A 23,673-nucleotide genomic window follows, 5' to 3' on the forward strand; every position below is an offset into this window, starting at 1 on the left:
CAAACACTGTTCGTTAAGACACTTTCTCTCGCCGGGAGGTCGCCACCGATGAGCCCCACCAGCCGCCAGCGTTCGACGCGGGACCGCCCCGCGAAGGCACCGCTCAGCGAGGACGCGGTCATTGACGCGGCGCTGGCCATCCTGAAATCCGACGGGCTGGCGGCGGTCTCGATGCGGCGGGTCGCGACCGCTCTCGACACTGGAGCCGGCTCGCTTTACGTCTACGTCTCCGGCCGCGATGCCCTGCTGCAGGCGATGCAGGATCGCGTCATCGCCACCATCGAGCTTGAAACGCCGAACTCGTCACGTTGGCGTACGCAGCTGCATTCACTGCTTGGCCGCATGCGCCACGCGCTGCTCGCGCATCCCGGAATCGCCGCGGCGGCGATGGGCAGCCCCCCTCGTACCGAAGCTTCGCTTCGCCTCCTGGAGAACCTGCTGGGAATCCTGCTCGCGGGCGACATCGAGCCGCAACGCGCGGTCTGGGCCACCGATGTCCTCGCCGCCCTGGTCAGCCATGCCGCGGTGGAAGACGACCTCCGGCGCGGCGCTGGTCAGGAATGGGTCGGCGAGCTCCGCCAGACGTTCGCCGACCTGCCGTCCGACCGGTTCCCGCTCATCTCCACGCATGCCGCACAGCTCACCGCGGGCAACAGCGACGAGCGGTTTCGGTTCGCGGTCGACGTTGTCGTCGACGGCTTGCTCGCCGGCGCGAACCCCGCCTGAATAGACCCTGTCGCGGCACCATTCTCACCACATTGCTTAGGGTTTGAACGCGCACGCACAGGGTGCGGCGCGAAACTGTCGTACCCACCCCCAAAAATCACCCCCACCCAGTGACGGGTGGGGGGCGGGTTCGAGGACCGATGTTCAACTAAAAATTAAGGTCCACCTCTCGACCCACCCCCCGCCCGTTCAAAGGGAGGGGGAAAGAAAAACAGACACCTACGACAATTTCGCGCCGCACCCACCTTTGGTACGCGACATTTTCGGGCTCCGGGATGTCTCAACACGGCCTGACAGGGAGGGCAACCCTACCCGCCCCGGAGGTGCATCCCAGAGTGTTGCCGTGGACGAGAGCATGACCGCCGTTTCCGGGTCAGGTCGGATCGTTGAGATCGCGCAAAAATCGGGATGACTTCCCCGCTTGGTCGGGATAGCCACGGTGCCGGTAGAACTCGTGTGCGGCTTGGCGACGGTCCGCGCTGGTGACCTCCATGCGTACGCATCCATGACTTGTCGCGAACGTTTCCGCCACTGCGACAAGCGCAGTGCCCACACCCTGGCCGCGGGCTTGATCGGAGACGACCAGAGCCACGATCCGCCCCCAGGAACCGGCGCGCTCGAAGAACGGGCAGATGTGGACGGCGACCAGACCGAGAAGATCACCGTCCGCCTCGGCCACGTACACCGCGCTCGCGGGATCGTCATCCCAGGCCTGGATGCGAGTCGCTGTCGTCGTGGTGTCGTCCTGGGGATGGTCCAGCTGGCGAAGCAGTTCGTTGACGGCCGCGGCGTCGGTGGGGTGCGCCAGCCGTATCCGGATGCCTTTCCCTGTCAACGCTTCGCCAGCTCCCTCGGTCGACTCAAGTCGGTGACAGGAAAATCGAAATAGGTGTCTGGATAGGGTTCGTTTTTCAGAGTGTAGTGCCACCACTCGCACTCGTACGAGCTGAACCCACTGACTTCCATGACAGCGCGAAGGTGGTGGCGGTTCTGCGCTTCGACCTGCGTGATTCCTTTCGCTCCATGGTGCGAAACGGAGTCCATCAGATCATGGTCACCGCCCATCAAAGCGAGCCCACCGGTAGCCAGGTGGTAGAAAGTCAGGTCGACGGTGCTGCCTCGGCTGTGGCCCGACTTGGCGGCCACATATCCCTCTTCGAACATCTCGGCTCTGTCAATATTCGGATAGTGCCTGAGTTTCGTCCGGCCATCCTCGGGCTGTTGCGACCAGCGAACAAAACAGTCGACGGCGCGTTGCGGCCGGTAGCCATCCCAGAGAAGCAAGCCAAACCCCAGGGATGCGGCCGCTTCTCGGGCTCTTTCCAGAGCTGCGCACAGCGCCCTCGTACCAACGATTCGGTTCACCACATATCCGTCTACCGGCTTGCCGGTAAAATTGTCCCAGGTGGCGTATTTGGTGTCCCAACGTATTCCGGGTACGTATTCATCCACGAAGACGAAATCGTCTTTCATTGGGCTTTTCCGGTCAAGGTCAACGACACCAGCATGTCGATCACCTCGGCAAGGGAGTATCCAGCGGCCGCCATCATCCGCGGATAGCGGCTGTAGGAGGTCAGGCCGGGGAGGGTGTTGACCTCGTTGAGCACCACCTTTCCGTCCTCCTTCAGGAACACGTCCACTCGCGCCAGCCCACCGCATCCCAAGGCGCGATAGATGGCCTTCGCCGTCTCGTGTACGAGCGAGCGCGACTCCGCCGAGATGTCCGCCGGACAGATGAAAGACGAGTTTTCCGAACCGGTTTCCGGGTGGCTTTCCTGGTGAATCTTGAAGAACCCATGAGACAGGGCGACCCGGTCCGACTCGCCCACGATCAGGTCCTGGTCGTTCCCCAGGATGGAGCAGCCGATCTCGCTGCCGACGACGGCTTCTTCGATCAGCACCTTCGAGTCGTACTCCCTCGCGGCCTCCACCGCGCTCAGCAGTTCTTCTTCGCCGGACACCTTGGTGACGCCGAAGGATGAACCCGAACGGGCCGGCTTCACGAAGACCGGATAGGTGAGCTGGTCGGGATCGATGTCCTGGTCCGCCGTGACAATCCAGAACTTCGGAGTGGCGATGCCCGCGCCTGCGACGACTGTATAGGCAAGGGCTTTGTCCATGCACAGAGCCGAACTCTGGACATCGCAGCCCACATAGGGGAGGCCGGAGAGCTCGAACAAGCCCTGGATCGCACCGTCCTCGCCAAGCTTGCCGTGCAGCACCGGAAACACGACGTCCAGACTGATGGTTTCGCATTTCGCCTGGTCAATGACCAGCAATCCGCGGGTGCTGCGATCTGGTGACAGCACGGCACGGCGGCCGTTATTTTCCCAGCCCTCGTCAGGACCGTCACACAGCTTCCAGACGCCGCTTTCGGTGATGCCAATCCAGAAAGGGTCATACTTGTCGGTATCGAGGCTCCTCGCGACCTCTCGCGCGGACTTGAGGGAGATGGGGTGCTCTTCACAGGCGCCCCCGAAAATGATGCCGATCTTCGTCTTGTTCATGCGGTATTTTCGCTTTCAAATCTCAGACAGTTGATAATGGAGTTTTCGACGGTGTCGCCCAGAGCGTGGTCCGTGTAGTACGCGGTGTGCGGACTGATGATCACATTCGGCAGTTCCTGAAGCCGCAGCAACAACTTGCTTTCGATGGGCCTGTCTCTACGGTCCGCGTAGAATATTCCTTCCTCTCCTTCGAGAACATCCAACGCGGCACCACCCAGTCGACCGCATTCCAATGCCGAGACGAGAGCCTCGGTGTCCAGCAGCGGACCGCGCCCGGTGTTGACGAGGTACGCGCCACGGCTCATCTGTTCGATACGCTGACAGTCCAAGAGGTGGTACGTGTCCGCGTTAAGCGGCGTATGTAGCGTGATGATGTCGCTGTGACCGAGCAATTCGTCGAGGGGGACGTAGTCGACGGAAGTCGCGGGAAACGTGTCATAGGCCAATATCCGACAGCCAAAGCCCCGCAGCCGGTCAATCACCGCGGCACCAATGCGTCCTGTTCCCACCACTCCGACGGTCAGGTCGCGCAGCTCTTTCCCGCGTACGTCATCCAGTCGGTAGTCATGAACGTCCGCACGCCGGACCATGGACTTTGCGTTTCGTACACACATCAGCATGAGCATCAGCGTGTAGTCGGCCACACTGTCGGGCGAATAGGTGACGTTTTCGACGGAAATGCCAACGCTCCGGGCGTACTTCACATCGATATGGTTGTATCCGATACTTCTGGTGGACATATACCGGACGCCGGCTCGGCTGAGCGCGAGCAGCGTGGCGTTCGTGATGTGAGTTTTGTGGCCCACGCTGACGCATCGTTTTCCGGACGCCAGGTGAATGTTCCCCTCAGAGGCCGGTGTTTCGGTCATGGTGGGCATAACGCCGAAGCGAGGCGCCAGCTCTCGGAACAAGATGGCTTCGTCCCGCTCGCATCCATAGATCGTGACGGGGACGGCATGGGGGCGACGGTCTGACAGCGGGATCACTTCTGGTTCCCCGATCGGCGGCGCAAAGCGGTTTGAATCAAGGTGTCCAGCAGTTCCGGGTAGTCCAGGCCGGCCGCCTGCCACATTCGCGGGTACGGCGACGCGGAGGTAAAGCGCGGAAAGGTGTTTACCTCGTTGACGACGACTTCGCCGTCCGCGTCGACGAAGCAGGTGACGCGAAGCAGCCCCGTGCAGTCCAACGCGGCGAATGCCTGCCGGGCCACCCGGTCCAGCCGTACGAGAGTCTGCTGATCCACGCTGGCCGGAACTTCGAGAGCGGTGGAATCCAGCGGCGGGCTCACGTGCACGGCCCCGTCGGGCGTCTCGAGTACGCCGATGCCGATCTTTCGTCCTCGGACCGCCGTTTCGACCAGGACCTTCGGGTCGATCCGCCGGGCCGCCGCGATGGCCGCGGCCAGGTCATCCCAACTGTCCACTGTGGACACATGAAGACTGGACCCGGCGCGCGCGGGTTTAACGAACACCGGCAAACCAAGGCGTTCTTTTTCCGCGGTGGTCAGGTCACTGCGGCCCGCTCGCAACACGACTCCGTCCGGCACGGTCAGCCCGGCGGCGGCGAGGAGCTTCCTGGCGTACTCCCGGTCCATTCCGGCCGCGCTGGCCAAGGTGCCGTTTCCGACGTACGGGAGGCGGGCCAGCTCCAGCAACGACTGAATGGTGCCGTCCTGGCCATGGCAGCCGTGCAGGGCCGGGAGCACGATGTCGACGTCCCGCAACCGCTCCAAGGTGCCCCAGATGCTGCGCAGTCGATCCGCCTCGGGGAGCCGCCCGCGGCTGGGGAAGTCCGGGCCGCTGATCCGCCAGCGGCCAGCAACGCTGATCTTGACCGCGACGACGTCGTATCGACGGCTGTCGAGGTGGGTGACGATGCTGGCGGCGGACTCGCATGACACGTCGTGGTCACCGCTTGGTCCGCCGTACACAACGGCGATCCGCGTTCTGGTTTCATTCACTGGCGAACCGCGATCGACTGCGCGCTGGGGGCGTCGAGGTCAGCGGTGACATGTCGATCACGCTAGGGCGGCTTTGTACCAGGACTGTGACAGTTCGTCGACAGGTCAGCACGTCTGCGATAACCCTGGCTTAATGTAGTTATGGTCGCGTCGAACCGGTGCTGGCCACTGTCTGGTAAGGAGTCGTCACCGTTTCTCGTCTGCTGCTCGTCGAGGACGACGCCGTGCTGGCCGAGACACTGTCCCGCGCACTGCGTGGATTCGGCCACGAGGTGGTGGTGACTCCCAGCGGTGAGCAGGCCCTGGAGTCACTGTTCGAGCGGCGGGAACCAGCCGAGGTGGTCTTGCTCGACGTGATGCTGCCCGGGATAGACGGATTCGAGGTCTGCCGCCGCATCAGGGCGGCCGACGCGCTCCCGGTCATCCTGCTCACCGCTCGAGGTGACGCGATGGACGTCGTGGTGGGGCTGGAGTGCGGGGCCGACGACTATGTCGTCAAGCCGGTCGAACCGCGGGTGCTCGACGCGCGGGTGAAGACGATCCTGCGGCGTACGACACCGGCACAGCGGACCACCCGCAGGATCGGCGACCTGGAGATCGACAGTACGGCGTTGGTGGTGACCAAGGGCGGGACCGAGCTGGTCCTCACCGCGACCGAACTTCGCCTGCTGGTGGAGTTCGCCGACCACACCGGGCAGGTGCTGAGCCGGCAGACGCTGCTGCAACGGGTGTGGGACTACGGATACACCGGCGACACCCGGCTGGTCGATGCCGCGGTGTCCCGCCTGCGCGCGAAAATCGAGCCGGATCCCGGCAACCCCACCGTGCTGCGTACCGTACGCGGGCTCGGCTATCGCCTGGTCACACCATGACGTGGCGACTGGGGCTGCGGGCCAGCATCGCGCTCACAGTCGTGCTGGTCACCACCCTCGCGGCGGCCGTGATGGCACTGGTGACCTACCAGTTGCAGACCGGGCCCACCAGGGACCGGTACATCGGGGCCGCCACGGTGAACTTCCTTTACGACGCCCGGCAGCTGAGCGAGCAAGTCAACGCGGCCACTGTTGCCACCAAGATCGACGTCAACAAGTTCCGCGACTACAAGCTCACCCGGCCGGGAATCATCTGGGCGGTGCTCACCGCCAAGGTCGACAGCAGCCCCGGCGGCTCCATAAGCCGCGATGCCGCCCCCGGCGACGAGAAGTTCGTCGTCACAGCAGGTAACAGCAGCTTGCTGGTCAGCCAGCTCTCCTTGCCCGAGGCGGACATGGTGCAATCCGCGGTGAGCCTCGCGCGGCGAAGTCCGCAGCCGGTGACCCGTATCGTCAACACCAAGCTCGGCCCGAAGCTGATCATCGTCGGCCAACTCGGCCCGGGTCTGCTGTTCGCCGAGGCGTTCGACACCCATCAACTGGACAGCGAGCTGTCCACCCTGCGGCTGCAGCTCGATGGCATCGCGGCCGGGGCGGCCCTGCTCGGCGTCCTCATCGGAGTGGTGGCCGCGGGGCGCATCCAGCGACGCGTACGCACCGCGGCCGTGGCGGCCAGAAAGCTCGGCGACGGCGCGCTGGACACCCGCCTGCCGGTGCGCGGACGGGACGAACTCGCCGACCTCGCCAGCTCGTTCAACGCGATGGCCCAACGACTGAGCGAATCCATCCAACAGCTGCAGGTGAACGACCAGCGCCAGCGGCGTTTCATCGCCGATGTGGCGCACGACCTGCGCACCCCGCTGGCTTCGATGATCGCGGCGGCGGCCAGCCTGAACGCCAAGGACACTGACGACCGGGTACGTTCGGCGGAGCTGGTCAGCAGTCAGGTCCAGCGGCTGAGCTCGCTCGTCGAGGACCTGCTGGAGATGTCCCGGTTCGACGCCGGGGTGGCCGAGCTGCGGCCGGAGTCCGTCGACCTGGAACCCCTCGCGGCCGACGCCGTCGCGCTGAGCGCGCCGGAAGCCGGGATCCAGGTGGCCGTCACCGGGGACGCCACTATCGTCGGCGATCCGCGCCGGTTGCACACGATCGTACGGAACCTGGTGACCAACGCCGACCGCCACGGCGCGCGACCGATCACCGTCACCATCGACGGCAGCGCGGTCGACCTGGTACGCGTCGCGGTCGCCGATTCCGGACCGGGGCTGCCCGCCGACCTCGCCCCGTTCGTGTTCGACCGGTTCGCCCGCGGCGACCGCGCCCGCCAGAAGACCGAGGGAAGCGGCCTGGGGTTGGCGATCGCGTACGAGAACGCCGCCCTGCACGGCGGCCGGCTGGAGGTCGCGAACTCCGCGGGCGCGGTCTTCACCCTCACCGTGCCGCGCGGCACCGCGGCGGACTCCGGTCCCGTACCAGAAAACCCACCGACGAGTTGACCTCGACAAAGGCGCGGTTTCGGCGGTGAAACCAAGATAGCGAGGAGTTTCACTCCCCGCCATTATTAACATATATCGCATGGGGGGGCTTGCCACAAGACCCCCATCGTGCTGCAGAATCTGCGAGCCCGATGCCACCACCTGCGGAAACAGATCCGCGGGATTGGCGAAACGCAGTCTGTAGTGAATGGATGGCTCATTGTTTGACGTAATCGTGGCCGGTGGTGGACCGACCGGCATGATGCTCGCCAGCGAATTGCGGCTGCACGACGTACCCGTGCTGGTGCTGGAGAAGGAGACCGAGCCGACCAAGGTTATTCGTGCGTTGGGCATGCACGTACGCAGCGCCGAGATCATGGATCAGCGCGGCCTACTGGAGCGGTTCATCGAGAACGGCGGCAAAAAACATCAGATCGGCGGCTATTTCGCCGGAATCAACAAGCCGTGGCCCGAGCGGATGGACACCGCGCATTCGTACGTCTTCGGGCTCGCGCAGAGCGTCATCGATCGCCTGCTGTCCGAGCACGCCGTCGAGCTCGGCGCCGAGGTTCGGCGCGGCACTGAACTGGTCGGGTTCAGCCAGGACAAGCAGGGAGTAACCGTCGAACTGACCGACGGCACGCAGCTGCGTACGCGCTATCTCGTGGGCTGCGATGGCGGTCGCAGTACGGTGCGAAAACTGCTCGGCGTCGACTTCCCCGGCGAGCCGGCGAGCATGGAGTGGCTGCTGGGTGAGATGCAGCTGACCGCGCCGCAGGACGAGGTGGCCACGATGGTGGCCGAAGTCCGCAAAACCCAGCACTGGTACGGCGTCTGGCCGATCGGGGATGGGTCGTACCGCGTCATCGTGCCAGCCGAGACGGTGGCCGAGGACCGGACTGTGCCGCCATCTCTCGACGAAATCAAACGGCAGCTGAATGTGTTTGGTGGCAGCGATTTCGGGGTGCACTCGCCGCGCTGGCTGTCGCGCTTTGGCGATGCCACCCGGCTGGCTGACCGCTATCGGGTCGATCGGGTGCTGCTGGCCGGCGACGCGGCCCACGTCCACCCGCCGATCGGTGGTCAGGGCCTCAACCTCGGTGTCCAGGACGCGTTCAACCTGGGGTGGAAACTGGCCGCGCAGATCAGGGGCTGGGCTCCGGAGGGGCTGCTGGACAGCTACTACGACGAACGGCACCCGGTCGCGGCCGGCGTACTGGACAACGTACGAGCGCAGGCCGAGCTGATGTCCTTCAAGCCTGGTCCGCAGGCCCTGCGCCGGCTGATGACAGAGCTGATGGACTTCGACGAGGTGAACCGGCTGCTGATCGAGCGGGTCACCGCGATCAGTGTTCGCTATGACTTCGGCGATGGCCATCCGCTGCTGGGCCGGCGGCTGAAGGACATCGCTTTGAAGCGGGGCCGGCTGTACGAGCTGATGCACGCCGGCCGCGGACTGCTGATCGACCAGACCGGCCGACTGTCGGTGACGGGCTGGACGGATCGAGTCGCCCACGTCGTCGACGTGAGCGAGGAACTGGACGCCCCGGCCGTACTGCTGCGCCCGGACGGCCACGTGGCCTGGGCCGGCGAGGATCAGGCCGATCTCGTCAGCCACTTGTCCCAGTGGTTCGGCATGGCCAGCTAGGTCCTGTCTGGTTATTCCGGTGGGATGAGAGTCGAGATCCAGGAGTCGGCTGGCGGCACCGCGGGAAAGCCTTCATAGCAGCGCTATGGGGGCTTTTCCGCGGTGCCGCCAGGCGGCTCCTGGGCTCGGCTATCGCCCGCCGCAATAACCAGACAGGACCTCGTCCAAAAGCTTCCCGATCGAACCACTATCTGGCAAGATTTGGTGGGAGGTAACAAAAAAATGACATTTGTCAGACGAACGGTCGTCGCCTTGACGGCCGGCATCGGTCTCGCGGTCGCCATGCTGCCAGGCGCAGCCACCGCCGCTCCGGCGTTCCTGTGCAACGACGGCAGCAACACGTGCGTCAACCACGGCTTCGTGTTCCAGACACCGGGGCAGGGCGTGGCCTCACCAAGTGGACGTACGGTCCTGCAGCTGAGCAAGTTCCCGATGGGCTACAACGGGCTGCAGCTTTTTCACTGGAGCGACCCGGAATGGACGTCGAACAACAACGACGGCCAGTACGCGGTGTGGCAGCACGACGGCAACCTGGTCGTCTACGCGGCCGGCGGCGCGGCGATGTGGGCGACGAACACCAAAGGCGCGTGCTCGGCGGTGTATGACGGATGCCAACTCGCGATCCAAAATGACGGCAACGTGGTGATCTACAACCAGAACAGCCGCCCGGTCTGGGCCAGCAACACCGCTTTCTAACGCGCGGGCGGCCCGTACCAACCTGGTACGGGCCGCCTGGAGCTAAAAGCGGTTAAATGTCCTCGACTATTTCCGCGAATGCGATCGCTACGCCACCGGTGGAGTGCTCGACGGTGGCGCCGACCAAGCTGCCCGCCTCAGCGGCGGCGGCGCTGGCCGCCGCGTAGTCGGCGAAGTAAAGGTCCAACAGCCGGTACGCCGGGGTTGGGCCGCCGTCTTCCTTTGGCCAGACTTTCGACACCTGGAGCCGAACCAGACCGGGAAGCTTGCGCGCCAGCGCGAGCTGGTCGGGGTAAGCGGCCTCGAAGGCGGCCGGGTCCTTCGGGTTCGAATAGACGAAGCTGATCTTGGTCGGGTGATCCGACATGAATGCTGTTTCCTTCTCGTCGAGTGACATCTTGACCGGTGACGCCGGTCCCGCTGCGGTCAAGTCAACCGGCGGGGAATCGCCGGCACCACGCAGAACAGCACGCAGAAGTGCGTACGCAGAGCGCTCCCGATCGGTCAGGACTGCGTGGCGTACGCCTGTGCCGCACGTGCCGTCAGTGCCTCACGTTCGGCTGGGGACTCCGCTGCCTCCAGCCGCAGGCGAGCGAACAGCCGGACCAGATCGTGGAACCGGTAGCGCCCCGCCACGCTGTCCATCAGCAGGCCAAGGTCGACGAGTTCGTCCAGCGCATCCCAGGCGACCTCCATCGGCACCTCGCCAACGACCGCGGCGAGGGCCGCGTCAAAGTCGCTTTCCGGTACCACGGCCAGCCGCCGAAACACCCGCTGGGCGGTGTCCGAGAGCTGCTCGTACGACATCCCGAACGCGGTGGCGATCTTCAGGTCACCGGCCTTGAACTGATCCAGCCGGTGTTCCTCGTCGGCGAGCCGAGCCACCAGTGCGGCGGCATCCCAGCCGGGCCGGCTGACCAGCCGGTTCCCGATGATCCGCAGCGCCAGCGGCATGCCCTCGGACAACTCGGCCAGCTGGTGGAGTGCCGATTCCTGGTCGCGGGCGGCACGCACGCCCAGAATCCCGGCCAGCAGCTCGGTGGCCTCGGACGGTGAGTGAGGTCCGAGGGCGAGCCGGCGTACGCCCTCCAGACCAGCCAGCAGCCGCCGGGCCGTGATCAGCGCCCGGCTCGCGCCATCTCCCGGCAGCAGGGGGCGCACCTGCTCCTCCGACCCGGCGTTGTCCAGCACGACCAGCGCATGCCGGTCCCGCAGCAGCGACCGATACACCGAAGCGCGCTCCCCGGCATCGTCCGGGATCTCCTCGTCCGCGACACCGAGCGTACGAAGGAGCAGCCACAACGTGTCCGCGGCGGTCGCTGGCCGCGGGGACATCCCCAGCAGGTCAACGAAAAACACTCCGCCGGGGAAGCTTGGACGCAGGGCGTGGGCCGCCCGGACGGCAAGGGTGGTCTTGCCCATGCCCCCGGAGCCGGTGATCAACGAGACCACACTCTCGGCGCACTCCAGCTCACTCGTCCAGGCCAGTTCCGCGGCACGGCCGGTGAAGTCGTCGACCGGTCGGGGCAGTTCACAGAGGCTGGCTGGACGGGCCCAGTGATCCCGTAGCCGGCCGTCCCGCGCCAGCTCGACAAGCTGCTTGCCGGCATCCCCTTCCAGGGCAAGCGCCTCCACCAAGGCCGTGACAGTCCGATGGTGCGGCCCCTTGCTTCGGCCACGCTCCAGATCCGACAGGGTCCTCGCACTGACCCCCGACCTCTCGGCCAACTGTTCCAGCGTCAGCCGCGCCGCGCGCCGATGGCCGCGCAGCACTTCTCCAAAACCCGGACCGTCAATGATCGGAAACTATAGATAACGCGCGAGGTAGGCAAACAAACCGGGTGCCATCATGATCGCCCACCCGTACTATCCGCGCATGCGCCAGCCGACCTACCCCATCGACACCGACCGCCTCTTCCTCCGCCTTTACCAGCACAGTGATCTCGATCAGCTGCACGACATCCACCGCCGATCCGACGTGGTGCGCTATCTCTACTGGACCGAGAAGTCCCATGAACAGACCAAAGAGATGCTCGACCGGCGCATGCAGAAGACCGTTTTCGACCCCGACTCCGACGGCCTCATCCTCGCTGTCGAACGCAAGGACACCGGAGAACTGATCGGCGACATCAGCTTGTTCGACTACGACAAAGTCAACAACCAGGCCGAGTTCGGGTTCATTTTCCATCCCGACCACCAAGGCCGTGGATTTGCCAGCGAGGCCGCCCGGGTCGGGCTTGACCTCGCCTTCGACGCTTTCGGACTGCGTCGGGTGATTGGCCGTTGCGACGCCCGGAACACCGCGTCAGCGAAGCTGATGGAACGGCTTGGTTTGCGGCGCGAGGCGCATTTCCGGGAAGACGAGTTCTTCAAAGGCGAGTGGAGTTCCACGTACGTCTACGCCATTCTCGCCAGCGAATGGAACTAAGTCCTGCTGCCCGCAGGAGCGCCTCCCACCTGGTGAACGGTCGGTTGACGCTCAAGTCCGCGACGGCCGGAAGTTGCCGATCTAGCCGGTGATCGGCTCGGCTAGCGCCGCTCGCGAGGAAGGCGCTGGGAAAGGGTCGGCGAAATACTGCGTTTCATGCGTCACGAAACCGTCGGCGAACTCCATGATGCTGACCGTGTTGGTCGGTACGCCGTCATAGGTGATCACACATTCGCTCACCCAAAGGTCACCACCGCCGACTATGCGGGTGATGGTGAAATGGCGCTCGGCCGGGTGTCCGCCACGCTGCGCCTGGATTCTTGCGCGGCCTCGAAACCGCTCCCCCGACTGGGGATAGTCCAAAATCGCGTCGGCGGCATAGACCGCGTGCTCGGTGTCAACGTCCCCGCGCTCGGAGGCCGTCCAGTGCTCCGCTATCCGCGCTCGCGTCTGGGAATCCTGCGTCATTTGTCTGCCTCATCTGGTCGGAGCCAAGAATCCTACCCACGACCTTTACCGTACAAAATCAAGAAAAGGACCCGCGACACGGCGGCGAGTAGCGCATGCCGGGGAAATACTGGTTCCATTGGGCCTTGGTGATCTGCGGCGACACCAGTGCGCACACCTGGTTCGCCACCTGGTCGGGATCGGTCTGCCAGAGCACCGCGGTCTCGTCGTCGCCGGCGCTGATCAGCCGGTGCGAATCCGGCCCGAAAGCCACCGTTCGTACGGATCCGGTGGCCGCGCTGAGAGTGGCCAGCGGGCTCGGCTGCCGGAGGTTGGCGATGTCCCAGAGCACGACGGTGTGGTCGGCACTGGCCGCGGCGACGGTCTGGTCGTCGGGACTGACGGCGACCGCGTCCACCGCGTCGGTCGGTCCGACGAGGGTGGCGAGGGCGGCGGGCCGCGACCCGTTGCTGACATCCCACAGCCGTACGGTCCGGTCATTGCCCCCGCTGACCAGAAGCCGGCCGTCTCGGCCGAACATGACCGACTGGACCGCTCCGCCATGCCCGCCCAGCGTGGCCGACAGCGACCAGTGGTGTGGATCGGCCACCTTCCACAGTCGGATCGTGTTGGCGTCCACCACCGCGAGCGTCCGACCGTCTGGGCTGTACGCAAGGGAAAGCGCGCCATCGGAGTGCGAGTTCGGCAGCACCGCGACGACGGCCGGGTGGGTCGGGTCGGCGAGGTCCCAGATCCGGGCGGTGCCGTCCACACTGCCGGTCGCGAGGGTGCGCCCGTCCGGACTGAAAGCGACCGCGAAAACGGCCGCGGTGTGACCGGTGACGGCGCCGAGCCGGACCGGGTCGCGCGGCTGGGCGATGTTCCAGAGCTGCACGGTGGCGTCATTTCTGGCGACCGCCAGCGTCCGCCCGTTCGGGCTGAACGCGAGGCCGAAAATCGCATTGCCACCAAAGACCGCGGTCGCCGGGCCGGTGAGGACGGCCATCGCGCCGGGGTGGTCCGGGTCGGTGACATTCCACAACCGAGTGGTTCCGTCCGCACCCGCGGTCGCCGCCATGCCGCCGTTCGGGCTGTACGCGGCGGCGTTCACGGTGTCGGTGTGGCCGGCCAGCATCGGCCCGGGAAGGTCGTGCAGCCAGACCGTGTGGTCCGAGCTCGCGGTGGCCAGCGTCCGACCGTCCGGGCTGAAGGCCACCGCGTTGATCTCGTCGGTTTGCCCTCCGAGCACCGGCAGCGCCACCGGTTGCCGGGGATCGGTGAGATCCCACCGCCGTACGGTGTGGTCGACCGCGCCGGTGGCGATGGTCCGGCCGTCCGGACTGAAAGCGACCGAGAGGACCTGGTTGTCCTGGCTGACGGTGGCCAGCGGACTCGGCTGGCTCGGCACCGCGACATCCCACAGCCGTACGGTGTGGTCCCGGCTCGCGCCGGCCAGCTCCCGGCCGTCCGGGCTGAACGCCACCGAGTTGACGCTGTCCGCGGCGCCGGTCAGGCTGGCATCGCTGGTGGGATGGGAAAGATCGGCGACATCCCACAGCCGTACGAGGTGATCCGCGGTCGCGGTAGCCAGCGTCCCCCCGTCGTGGCCGAACGCCACCGACAACACCGCGGCGGTGCCGGGGATAGTCCCCGCCAGCCGCGGATGGCCCACCAACCACAGCTGCGTCGCCCCGTTTTCCTGCGCAGCGGCCAAAGTCCGGCCGTCCGGCGCGAATGCCACCGACGTCACCGCGGCTGCGCACCGCAGCACGCCCTCGGTGACCGGGTGGCGCGGGTTGGCGACGCCCCACAGTCGTACGGTGCCATCGCTGCCGGCGGAGGCCAGCATCGTCCCGTCCGGGCTGAAAGCAACCGCGTTAACGACGTTCGAGTGACCCGTCAGCAGGGCCAGTGAGCTGGGATGATGCGGGTCGGTGACGCTCCACAGCCGGACCGACTCGTCCACCCCCGCGGTCGCCAGCACCTTCCCGTTGGGGCTGTAGGCGGCCGCCTCCACGCTGTCAGTGTGGCCGGTCAGCGCCGTCGCGTACGGCTGCGCGAGCGTACTCACCAAGCTGCTACGAGCCGCCGTGGTCGGGCTCAGCCGGTACGCGGCGAGGCTCAGCTGGGCGGCCAGCGCCGGGTTGGTGGCACGCAGCGCAGTGGCCTGCTGGGCGACGCTGTCCGCCTGTGCCCGGTCCCGTTGCTGGTTCGCCGTCCCTTCGGCGTAGGTCGCGAAGCCGGTCGCGGTGGTGAGCAGCACGAGCGCGACGGTCAGCAGGGCGACGAGCTGCCGCAACCGCCTGGTTCGCCGCCGGGTCGCGGTGTTCTCCGCCGTCTCGGCAGCCTCGCTGGCCGTCAGGAACCGCTGTTCCGGGCCGGTCAGGTGAGCATCGTGGCTCGCCATCCAGTCCCGTACGGCGGCCAGCCGGGCACCCCGATAAAGCGCGCCAGGATCCTGGTCGAGTGACTCCCACCCGGCGGCCGCGACAGTGAGGGACCGGTGGATCCGGAGCCCGTCGCGGTCCTCCGCTAGCCATTCGCGCAGCCGCGGCCAGCTCCGGATCAGCGCCTCGTGGGTGACCTCGATCCACTGCGCGTCGACGGTGATCAGCCGCGCGGCAACCAGCCGCTCCAGCAGGACCTCGACCTGCGGCCGGTCGGTGCAGAGCTCGGCACGATCGATCCGCCGCCGAGTGTCCTCGGTGCCCTCCCCCAGCGCGGTGAGCCGCAGGAAGAGGTCTTTCGCGAGCTTGCGCTGGGCCGCGTCGAGGTCCCGATAGACGGCGTCCGCAGTCTGCGCGACCGCATGCACGATCCCACCGGCGGCCTCATAACCGGCCAGCGTCAAGGTGTTTCCGCGGCGGCGCCGCCAGGTTTCCAGCAATGCATGGGAAACCAGTGGCAACACGGCTGGTTGACCCACGCTGTCAGCGACCACCCGGGCGAGCAACGCACCCTCGACGACATAGCCGGCCAGCGTCGCCGGCCTGGTGGTCACCTGCCGCAACTGGTCCGCCGTCAGCGGGGTGACCAGCAGTTGCGCATCCTGCAACGCCTCGGCGAGCGGCTGGTGGCTGACGCAGTGGGTAAAGAAATCGGTGCGTACGCCAATGACCACCCGGACCCTGCTCGTCGGCGCTTTCACCACATAGAGCAGGCAGTCGACGAACCTTTCGCGTTCCTGTTTGTCAGGACAGAGCGTGAACAGCTCCTCGAACTGATCGACCACGATCAGCACGTCGTCGTCGGTCTCCGAGACCAGTTGGCGGACGATCAGATGCAGGCTCGCCGGGTCGGCGTCCAGCTCCGTACGCACCGCGCTCGCGGACCTGCCGGTCGCCGTGGCCACCGCGAGCGCCAGCTCCTGCAGTGGACGCGCGCCCGGGCTCAGCAGCAGCACCGGGCGCGACTCGGTGGCGCCGAACCGGGGCACCAGTCCGGCGCGCAGCACCGAGGACTTTCCGGCCCCGGATGCGCCGAACACCGCCAGGAACCGCTGCCTTTCCAGCCGGCGGCTGATCTCGTCGACCAGGTCCTCCCGGCCGTAAAACCGGTCGGCGTCGGCGGGTTGGAATGCGGCGAGCCCGACGTAGGGCGCGGTGTGCGGATCCGGTTCGGCCTCGGATTCCGCACCACTCGCCTCAGCCGCCACCGCCGCGGCGACCGCATGCCAGCGCTGCTCCCACTCGGTGTCGTCGCCGTCACAGGCGCGTACGTACGCGAGGGTCACCGCGAGGCTCGGCAGTTTGCGGCCACCGGCGGCGTCGGACAGCGTGCCGGCCGAGAAATGCGCACGACGGGACAGCTCGCGGTACGGCGGGCTGCCGGCCTTTTCGCGTACCGCCCGCAAATCGGCGGCGAACCGTACCAACGCGCTGTCCACGGTGTCTAACGGACGCTCCGGACGCGGCATGATCACGAAGGTTAACCGGTTGCCGCCCGATGTCCACCGGTTTAGCGCAAACATCGCTATTCGTTGACTGGTGCGGCCCTCTTATCCCGCTTCACCGGCAGCCATCGCGTCAGTTCCGGCACCAGCGCGGCGACCAGGCCAGCGCCGAAAACACACAGGGTTTGTTCCCATGGATGTCCGAAAAGCCCACTGGTCAGATCTTCGGTAAGGAAAATATGGTAATCCCCGTTCGGAAAAGGGCGGACCGGCGGCAACTCGCCATGAGCTGGTACGAACCAGAAGCCGGAATGGAACCAGTCAAGAGCGGCCAGCCCGGTGCCGCCGGGAAATGCCTCGATCATCGCGGCCAGCACCTGCGTGTCGAGGTCGTCGGCACCGCGGCCGGCGGCGGTGAAGATCGGCGCCAGGTCGATCGTCACCGCACCGGCCGGCTCGCGGATGGCCGGCCAGCTGGACACCGTCGTACCCGGGCGAAACTGGAAGTCGGCCTGAAAACGCTGCCGCCAGCGCTCGTCGTCGAGCAGGATCCAGCTCAAGCCGGCCTCCTCCTTTCGTGACGGCGATCGCGGGTCAGTCCAGGGTGATCTGGCAGACGTTGACCGCGGGAGAGTAATCCTCGCTGTTGTTGTGATAGAAGATCCGGACAGTCTGGCAGTTATAACCGGGCGCGAACGATATGGTGAATTGACCAGCCGCACCATAAGAGGACTTGTATTCACTCACGTCCGACACTTTCTCGTTAAGCGTCCCGTGCCCGGAGAAGCAATACCACCAAGGGGCACCGGTCTCCACACCGGTGAGAAATCCGATCGCGGACGCATCGCTGCATGATCCCGGGCCGATGCCGTTGGGCCCGATGGTGGCTTTGACGATCTGCAGGTGCACCCCCGACTGCCCAACCTGCTCGGCTTGCGAAGTCTGCTCGGCGGCCGCGGCCGGCATCGCCGTCGCCGCACAGAGGCCGACCGCGGTGAGCGCGCACCCGGTCGCGGCGATCAGTCTGGCTGTTCGCATCTTCCATCCTCCCAAGGATCGCTGGTTTCCCGTTCGACAGCCTTTGTCTAGTGGATCCGGGCTGTTCGCGTTCGGTTCGCCCATACCGAACGACAAACACCGGACAACCGCTCGACCGGCCGCACTCGTACGCCCGGGGGATGTTCGGGGTTTGTCGTTCGGTGCGCGATCGTCGATGCCGAACAACGTTGGTCGGCTAGACAGAACTGGCCGTACCCGTGCACCGACGAAGGACGTGATGGTGAACCGTCAGAAAACCTGGGCCCGAGCGGTCACGCTGGCCGGCGGCACGCTGGCCAGCCTCGTACTGATTTCCTCGCCCGCGTGGGCCGGCAACAGCTCGCCGAACGCGCCCTCGGAACCCACTCACTCGATCTTCTGCTCCAACCCGGCCGGCTGGCATGTCGACTACGGCTTCTCCGGAACGGCCAACAACAACACCGAAGGCGGCTGGGTCATCAACGCGATCCGGGACACGCCTGAGGAGACGTTCTACTGGGCCACCTACTACCAGCAGGATCCGCCCGGCTCCAGCTCCAACGTCGAATGGACCTGCTGAAGATGCCCGCCACCACTGAAAGGGACACTTCCATGCGTCGTACGAGCTGCTGGCGATGGGGACTGCGAACCTCGATAGCCGCGACACTGCTCGCCGGCCTGGTCGCCACGGCCGGCCCGGCCTGGGCCGGCAACAGCCAGTCGCTGGCCCCGAGCCCACCGGTCATGGGCCACTTCTGTTCGTACGACAACGCGCCGAACTGGAAGGTGGGCTACCGGTTCGACGGCTACAGCAACAACAATAATTACGGCGAATGGCGGATTAACTCCGTACGCGACACCCCCGAAGAGACCTTCTTCTCCACGACTTTCGAGGACTTCACCATTCCTGGCTACTCCAACGTCGAAATCACCTGCTAGCCGTCGAGCGCCGGACAATGTCCCGCAGTCGATGTCGAGTGCGGGACATTGTGCTGCAGTCGATGAGCTGCTTCCTACTCAGTGGCAAGAAAAGTGTGGCACTTGGCGAGCCGCCGGCGCTCACATGGTGGGCCGGACGGCGGCGGTGCACGACTCGAGAGCCGGTGGCTCGGCTGGCCCGGGAGCACTGGGCGAAGGCCGGTGTTGGGCCGGCGGTCGGCGTGACAGCAGGTATCCGGTGAGTGCGGTGACGAGGCCGGCGAGCCCGGCTACCGCGAAGCCGCCCACCGGCACCCAGGCGTCGATCGTTCCTCCGACGATCGGGGAGCCGAGTGCGAAGCCCGCGCTCAGTGCCGAGGACTGAAGGCCCGTCGCGACGCCGCGCACGCCGGCCGGCGCGAGCCGGCTGACCGCGTCGGCGACCGCGGACAAGGTCGGCGCGGTGAGCAGCCCGGCACCGACACCGGCCACGCACAACCAGGCCCAGCCGGGGGCAAGCCCCGCGGGGATGGTCGCCAGCCCGAGCAGGCCGAGCAGGAGCCAGGTGGACAGCGGCCGGGACAGCGCGCCGTACACCAACCCGCCGACGACCGAGGACGCCCCGTATACGGCCACCACCACGGCGGCCCAGGACACCTGGCCGACCGCCTTGAGGGTGGCGACGATGGCGAGGTCGGTGCCGCTGAGCAGCATCGTGGTGCCGAACGCCATCACCAGCACGGCGATCATGCGCGGGCCCATCCACTCCCGGAGACGGGGACGGCCGGCCGGCCCGGCATCGATCTCGCTGTCGGCCCGCAGCGGCGGATTGAGCAGGGCAATCCCCACCCCACCCGCCGCGATCGCCGCGCCGACGCCCCACGCCACCACGCCCGACGACAGCTGTGACGCGCAGAGGATCGCGATCGGTGGGCCGACCATATAAGACAATTCGCCCTGCACCGACTCCAGCGCGAACGCGGCCCGGCGCTGTCCCGCCGTCGTCGTCGCGGTGATCGCCTGCCTGGTCACCAACTGGGCCGGCACCATCAACAGGCCCGCCGCACCGGCGGCGGGAAGCAGGATCCCGTACGGCAGTGCCGGCACGCCCAGCCAGAACACCACCTGCGCGGCGGCGGTGACCAGCAGGACGATCCGCGGGCCTCGCCGGTCGACCATCCGACCCGCCAGCGGCCCGCCCAGCGCCATCCCGGCGGTCATGGCCGCCGCGACACCGCCGGCCGCCGCGTAGCTCATGTGCAGGCCCAGCACGATGTACATAGTCAGCGCCATCACGTCAGCCGTGATCGCGACGCGGGCCACCAGCGAGACGCCCAGCAACGGCGCCATCCCCGGCGCGGCGAGCACCTGTCGGTAGCTGGTCACCGGCGCAACCATAGATCGCCCCTTACGCCATAGGAACTGGTGAATCCGTTGGAGCTGACATAACGTCTGCTTATGGCCCGGGACTTGGAGACCGCTCTGCTCCGCTCCTTCGTCACCGCCGTGCGGGCCGGCAGCATCAGCCGGGCCGCGACCGCGCTCGGGCACACCCAGCCGGCGCTCAGCCAGCAGCTACGCAGGCTCGAACGCACCGTCGGTCGTCCGCTGCTGAACCGGTCGCCGTCCGGAGTTTCGCCGACCCGGGCGGGTGAGGAGTTGCTGCCGTACGCCGAACGCATCCTCTCACTCTGCACACAGGCACTCACCGAGACCGGGCGCGCGCTGACTGGCCACTGCGGCGTCGGCCTCCTGGAGGACCTCGCTCCGTCCCACCTTCCGCTGGTCCTGGCCGACCTGGCCCGGCTGCACCCCGGCGTGACGCTGGAGGTCCTCTGCCTCCCCGCCGCCGCGATGCGCGATGCCTACGACGCGGGCCGCGTCCAGCTCGTACTCGACGAGGTCATCTACCTGCCGGCGCCACCCCGCTGGACGGTCCACCGTCCGCTGGTGTGGGCGGTCGGCGAGGGCGTCGACGTGGCCGCGGATCCGCTGCCCGTGGTGCTGTTCGCGAACACCTGCACGTGGCGGACCTCGACCCTGGAGGCGCTGGCCGGCGCGGACCGGCGCTGGCGGGTCGCGTTCGAAAGCGACACCCTCGCCGGCCTGCTCGCCGCGCTGCAGGCCGGGCTCGGCGTCACCGCCCTCATGCCCGCCAACGTCGACCCGGCCATGGCCTGCCACCACCCGGACGCCCTGCCCACCCTGCCGGACGTGGAACTCGGCCTCACCCGACACCCACGCACCGGCGGGGATCCGCTGGTCGATGCCGTCGAGACCGCGCTGCGTCGGATGATCTGAGAAACAGCTATTTCTCGGCCTTGTGTTTCTGCCGGGCCGCGTCGATTTTGGCGCCCTCACCGGAGCGGAGGTCGAAGTGCATCAGGTCCTTGGTGCCGCCGTACGTGCCGCCCCAGGTGAGACCGGCGCCGGCGAGGGCCATCACCACCGACTCCTGGAAGTCGATGAAGCCCTTCTCCGGCGAGGTGTGGCCGGCGAAGTCCTTGCTCCCGACAATCGCCTTGTCGTCCTTCTCGATCTGGGCCAGCCAGCCGGCCTCGTCCGTCGGCTCGCCCTTGCGAGGTGTGTGCGCGTCGACCGCCGCCTTGAGGGCCGGCCTGTTCGCGGGATCCTTGAACGAGAGGTACGTGATCAGCGCACTGGAGGCGCCGGTGAGCTTGTCGTACGACGTCTTGGTGTCGCCAAGTGACGTACCCACATCCACCGGGCTGCCAGCGACCAGGCTGGTCGCGCGCACGATGACGTTGGGCGCGGTCCGGCCGTTCAGCACCAGGTACGGGTTGCCCGCGTAGTTCAGATCAACCGCCAGCCCGAACGTGTGCATGCTGATGCTGGTGCCACCGACGGCGGCTTTGGGGATCCGCATGTCGGCGGCCCGCGGGCTCATGCCGAGCTTCTTGCCCAGCGCGACCGCGTCCAGCTTGTCCGGATTGGCTTTCGGGTCGGCGACCAGGGCCGCCTCGGCCCGCTGGAGCGCCTCGGCCAGGTCCTTGTGTACGCGTACCGAGACGTTGAGAAACTTCCCCTGCTGAACGTCCCCGTACCAGCCGACGACCGTGTGACCGGCCGCCTTCAAGATGTCCTCGACATCCTCGGTCTTCAGCGCCATTTGCGCGGCCGCGACCTTGGTCCGCAGGGCTCGCAGGTCGGCCAGCTCCTTGGCGTCCGCCTCGGGCATCTCGGTTTTGGCCTTGGTGGCCTTTTTCTCGGCCTTGATCAGCGCCGCGAGCCGCTTCGTACCGTCCTTGAGTGCCTTGGCGTCCGTCGCCCGCTGCTCCGGGGTCTGCGCGGCGATCGCGTCTTTTTGGGCCTGAGTCAATGAATACTCCGACGCCGCGCTACTCGCCCGCCAGCCCTTGAGCGCGCCCGCCGCCGCGGGTGCGGTGGCCGGCGCCGTCGCGGTCGTCCCCTTGATAGCGGCCGGCATGGTCGTGGCGGTTCCGCTGACCGCTGGCGTGGTCTTGACCGCTGGCGGGATTTTGGTTGGTACGACAGGTGCGGCTGCCTTCGTCGTACCGGCCCAGGACCATTTCACTGCCTGACCCCGGTCGCTGGTCGGGTCCGTAGACGCGCGCAAGGCGTCCGCCACTGCCCCGTTCTTCGCGCCGCCTTTGGTGCCCTTGCTGATCAAATGCTCGTGGTCGACACCCGCCGCGGAAACCTCGATGAACCGGAACAGGTCCGCCACAGTCACAGCTGAGGAGGTCGGGTCGCGCCACGGGGCAGGCACCTTCTCGATCGCCTCACCGAGCGCCGCGTTCTGCTTCTGGTAGCGAGCCACGTAGAACCCGCCGGCAGCGAAGTAGGCCCGCAGCTTCGGGGTCGCCGCGATGGCCGCCTGCGCGTCCTCAGGTCTGGCGACTGTTTTGAGCGCGATCGTCAGGGCGTTGACCTGCTCAATCGCCCACTTGGTGACCTCAACCTCTCCCTCGGCGTCGAACACCACCACCATGTCGGACGGCTGTGGCGCGGCTTTGCCGTCCTCGGCCGCCGGCAGCTTGCCCCGATCGGACGTCTTCGCGGTCCCGCTCTTCAGGCTGTTGGCGAGGGCGAAGCCACCGCCGCTGTGCGCGGTCTGGATCAACGAGTAGTTCGTGATTTCCTTCAGCTCGGGCACCTTACTGAACACGTCCGCGATGTAGTCGAAGGTCGGCACCTTGCCGAAGTCGGACATGCCACGGCCCTGCACCAAAATCGTCACCACCGACGGCCCCTTGGCCGCCTCGCGCTCCTTGTCGACCGCACCCAGCTGCTGTTCCCAGTGCTCCTGATCGACATCGCGGACAGTGCCCTTCTTGCCCGCCTCCGCCGACACGGTGTAACCGGCGTACGGATCGCCTCCCCGGAAGCCGTAACCGTGGAAGTGCAGCACCACCTGGACCGGCTCCTTGCCCAGCGAACTGGGAAAGATCGCCACTGCCATGTGGTCGACGTCTTCGTGGGTCTTGGTCCGTTCGGTGCTCTGATGGTCCACCGTGACGGTCTTCTTCTCTTTGGTGACCGGGTCCACCGTCGTACGGGTGCTGGTGTACTTGTCCTGGAAGCTGCCTTTCAGGCCGTACTTGAGCCCATGCACCTCGCGCCGGACCACCCCTTCGTCCTTGAACGACCGGCCGTCCTTCGAGGAATAGCCGTTCGGGTCCGCGTCCTTGTCCAGCGGCGCCCGCTGAACTGTCCAGCTGCCCAGCGGTGTGTCCTCATCACGGCGGCCTGACCGTACGAGCCGTTGCACCGCGCGATTGCCGGCCGTGCGCTGGATGGTTCCCATCGCCCTCGCCATGGCGCCGCGATCGCCACCGCGCGGCAGAACTGGCCGGGCCACCGGGCGATCTGGTGGGACCGCCCGCGCGGGCGCCGGCCGGGCCTCCCACTGTTTGGCCTGGTCCACCCCGGTCTTGTCCACCTGTCGCCTCCGCTCACCCGCACTCACCGAGAAGACGTGACACGGCCGTGCCATCTGCCCGATCAGGAAAAGCGCGTGACTCGATCGGGAAGGCTCCGCTTATGACTTGCCAGGTGGGTGACGCGTTTCGTCAGAGTATGGGCGCCATGATGCAATCAAAGAC

Annotated in this window: 22 protein-coding genes; 9 read left to right on the forward strand and 13 right to left on the reverse strand. The window is 66.6% G+C overall.

Annotated elements, in window-relative coordinates; all coding sequences use genetic code 11:
• Positions 1 to 48 precede the first annotated feature (48 nt).
• A complete protein-coding gene (locus tag ABD301_RS01980) occupies positions 49 to 726 on the forward strand; it encodes a TetR/AcrR family transcriptional regulator (RefSeq protein ID WP_344306536.1) in 678 nt (225 codons plus the stop codon).
• 373 nt (positions 727 to 1,099) lie between these two features.
• On the opposite strand, the gene ABD301_RS01985 is transcribed toward ABD301_RS01980, so the two are convergent.
• Genes ABD301_RS01985 through ABD301_RS02005 form a run of 5 tightly spaced genes read right to left on the reverse strand, consistent with a single transcriptional unit; the run spans position 1,100 to position 5,193 of the window.
• Positions 1,100 to 1,561 carry a GNAT family N-acetyltransferase gene (locus ABD301_RS01985; protein WP_344306538.1) on the reverse strand — a complete coding sequence of 154 codons (462 nt, stop codon included), beginning with the start codon at positions 1,559 to 1,561 and terminating at the stop codon, positions 1,100 to 1,102.
• Positions 1,558 to 2,199: a D-Ala-D-Ala dipeptidase VanX gene (gene vanX, locus ABD301_RS01990; RefSeq protein ID WP_344306540.1), complete on the reverse strand. Its 642-nt coding sequence runs from the start codon at positions 2,197 to 2,199 to the stop codon at positions 1,558 to 1,560. Before vanX ends, ABD301_RS01985 begins: the two co-directional genes overlap by 4 nt.
• Positions 2,196 to 3,233: a D-alanine--(R)-lactate ligase gene (gene vanA / locus ABD301_RS01995; protein ID WP_344306542.1), complete on the reverse strand. Its 1,038-nt coding sequence runs from the start codon at positions 3,231 to 3,233 to the stop codon at positions 2,196 to 2,198. Before vanA ends, vanX begins: the two co-directional genes overlap by 4 nt.
• Positions 3,230 to 4,210 (reverse strand): D-lactate dehydrogenase VanH, encoded by a 981-nt coding sequence (gene vanH, locus ABD301_RS02000; protein WP_344306719.1) that lies wholly within the window; start codon positions 4,208 to 4,210, stop codon positions 3,230 to 3,232. Before vanH ends, vanA begins: the two co-directional genes overlap by 4 nt.
• 5 nt (positions 4,211 to 4,215) lie before the next feature.
• Positions 4,216 to 5,193 carry a D-alanine--D-alanine ligase family protein gene (locus ABD301_RS02005; protein WP_163568088.1) on the reverse strand — a complete coding sequence of 326 codons (978 nt, stop codon included), beginning with the start codon at positions 5,191 to 5,193 and terminating at the stop codon, positions 4,216 to 4,218.
• 203 nt (positions 5,194 to 5,396) lie between these two features.
• On the opposite strand from ABD301_RS02005, the gene ABD301_RS02010 reads away from it, so the two are divergent.
• The 4 genes from ABD301_RS02010 to ABD301_RS02025 all read left to right on the forward strand — a co-directional run bounded on the left by ABD301_RS02010 (position 5,397) and on the right by ABD301_RS02025 (position 9,884).
• Positions 5,397 to 6,065, forward strand: a complete 669-nt coding sequence (locus ABD301_RS02010) for a response regulator (protein WP_344306721.1) — start codon at positions 5,397 to 5,399, stop codon at positions 6,063 to 6,065.
• Positions 6,062 to 7,561 (forward strand): sensor histidine kinase, encoded by a 1,500-nt coding sequence (locus tag ABD301_RS02015; protein WP_344306545.1) that lies wholly within the window; start codon positions 6,062 to 6,064, stop codon positions 7,559 to 7,561. Before ABD301_RS02010 ends, ABD301_RS02015 begins: the two co-directional genes overlap by 4 nt.
• A 199-nt stretch (positions 7,562 to 7,760) precedes the next feature.
• Positions 7,761 to 9,188, forward strand: coding sequence for a rifampin monooxygenase (rox, locus tag ABD301_RS02020; protein WP_425551878.1), 1,428 nt, complete (start codon positions 7,761 to 7,763; stop codon positions 9,186 to 9,188).
• Between the two features lie 222 nt (positions 9,189 to 9,410).
• A complete protein-coding gene (locus ABD301_RS02025) occupies positions 9,411 to 9,884 on the forward strand; it encodes a hypothetical protein (protein ID WP_163568090.1) in 474 nt (157 codons plus the stop codon).
• A gap of 52 nt (positions 9,885 to 9,936) precedes the next feature.
• On the opposite strand, the gene ABD301_RS02030 is transcribed toward ABD301_RS02025, so the two are convergent.
• Positions 9,937 to 10,251, reverse strand: coding sequence for an EthD family reductase (locus ABD301_RS02030; protein WP_163568167.1), 315 nt, complete (start codon positions 10,249 to 10,251; stop codon positions 9,937 to 9,939).
• A gap of 137 nt (positions 10,252 to 10,388) precedes the next feature.
• Positions 10,389 to 11,657 carry a helix-turn-helix domain-containing protein gene (locus tag ABD301_RS02035; protein WP_344306550.1) on the reverse strand — a complete coding sequence of 423 codons (1,269 nt, stop codon included), beginning with the start codon at positions 11,655 to 11,657 and terminating at the stop codon, positions 10,389 to 10,391.
• Positions 11,658 to 11,760: 103 nt separating this feature from the next.
• Here ABD301_RS02035 and ABD301_RS02040 point away from each other — a divergent pair, with 103 nt between their 5' ends.
• Positions 11,761 to 12,312, forward strand: a complete 552-nt coding sequence (locus tag ABD301_RS02040; protein WP_344306553.1) for a GNAT family N-acetyltransferase — start codon at positions 11,761 to 11,763, stop codon at positions 12,310 to 12,312.
• Between the two features lie 81 nt (positions 12,313 to 12,393).
• Here the strand turns inward: ABD301_RS02040 and ABD301_RS02045 are convergent, their stop codons facing one another.
• The 4 genes from ABD301_RS02045 to ABD301_RS02060 are packed head-to-tail and all read right to left on the reverse strand — an operon-like array spanning position 12,394 to position 17,689.
• Positions 12,394 to 12,780: a nuclear transport factor 2 family protein gene (locus ABD301_RS02045; protein ID WP_163568092.1), complete on the reverse strand. Its 387-nt coding sequence runs from the start codon at positions 12,778 to 12,780 to the stop codon at positions 12,394 to 12,396.
• 58 nt (positions 12,781 to 12,838) lie between these two features.
• A complete protein-coding gene (locus ABD301_RS02050) occupies positions 12,839 to 16,675 on the reverse strand; it encodes an nSTAND1 domain-containing NTPase (RefSeq protein ID WP_344306556.1) in 3,837 nt (1,278 codons plus the stop codon).
• Positions 16,676 to 16,731: 56 nt separating this feature from the next.
• Positions 16,732 to 17,211, reverse strand: a complete 480-nt coding sequence (locus tag ABD301_RS02055; RefSeq protein WP_163568093.1) for a DUF2716 domain-containing protein — start codon at positions 17,209 to 17,211, stop codon at positions 16,732 to 16,734.
• Positions 17,212 to 17,245: 34 nt separating this feature from the next.
• Positions 17,246 to 17,689: a hypothetical protein gene (locus ABD301_RS02060; protein ID WP_344306559.1), complete on the reverse strand. Its 444-nt coding sequence runs from the start codon at positions 17,687 to 17,689 to the stop codon at positions 17,246 to 17,248.
• A gap of 241 nt (positions 17,690 to 17,930) precedes the next feature.
• Here ABD301_RS02060 and ABD301_RS02065 point away from each other — a divergent pair, with 241 nt between their 5' ends.
• Both ABD301_RS02065 and ABD301_RS02070 read left to right on the forward strand, forming a co-directional pair.
• Positions 17,931 to 18,248 (forward strand): hypothetical protein, encoded by a 318-nt coding sequence (locus tag ABD301_RS02065; protein WP_279580041.1) that lies wholly within the window; start codon positions 17,931 to 17,933, stop codon positions 18,246 to 18,248.
• Positions 18,249 to 18,250: 2 nt separating this feature from the next.
• Positions 18,251 to 18,607 (forward strand): hypothetical protein, encoded by a 357-nt coding sequence (locus tag ABD301_RS02070; RefSeq protein ID WP_344306562.1) that lies wholly within the window; start codon positions 18,251 to 18,253, stop codon positions 18,605 to 18,607.
• Positions 18,608 to 18,727: 120 nt separating this feature from the next.
• On the opposite strand, the gene ABD301_RS02075 is transcribed toward ABD301_RS02070, so the two are convergent.
• Positions 18,728 to 19,972: an MFS transporter gene (locus ABD301_RS02075; RefSeq protein ID WP_344306564.1), complete on the reverse strand. Its 1,245-nt coding sequence runs from the start codon at positions 19,970 to 19,972 to the stop codon at positions 18,728 to 18,730.
• 72 nt (positions 19,973 to 20,044) lie between these two features.
• On the opposite strand from ABD301_RS02075, the gene ABD301_RS02080 reads away from it, so the two are divergent.
• Positions 20,045 to 20,887, forward strand: a complete 843-nt coding sequence (locus ABD301_RS02080) for a LysR family transcriptional regulator (protein ID WP_344306566.1) — start codon at positions 20,045 to 20,047, stop codon at positions 20,885 to 20,887.
• A 7-nt stretch (positions 20,888 to 20,894) separates the two neighbouring features.
• Here the strand turns inward: ABD301_RS02080 and ABD301_RS02085 are convergent, their stop codons facing one another.
• Complete coding sequence (locus tag ABD301_RS02085; protein WP_344306568.1) at positions 20,895 to 23,510, reverse strand: M15 family metallopeptidase; 2,616 nt, start codon at positions 23,508 to 23,510, stop codon at positions 20,895 to 20,897.
• Positions 23,511 to 23,673: the final 163 nt, after the last annotated feature.

Origin of the sequence: Fodinicola feengrottensis, from assembly GCF_039530045.1 — a bacterium.
GTDB classification, from domain to species: Bacteria; Actinomycetota; Actinomycetes; order Mycobacteriales; family HKI-0501; genus Fodinicola; species Fodinicola feengrottensis.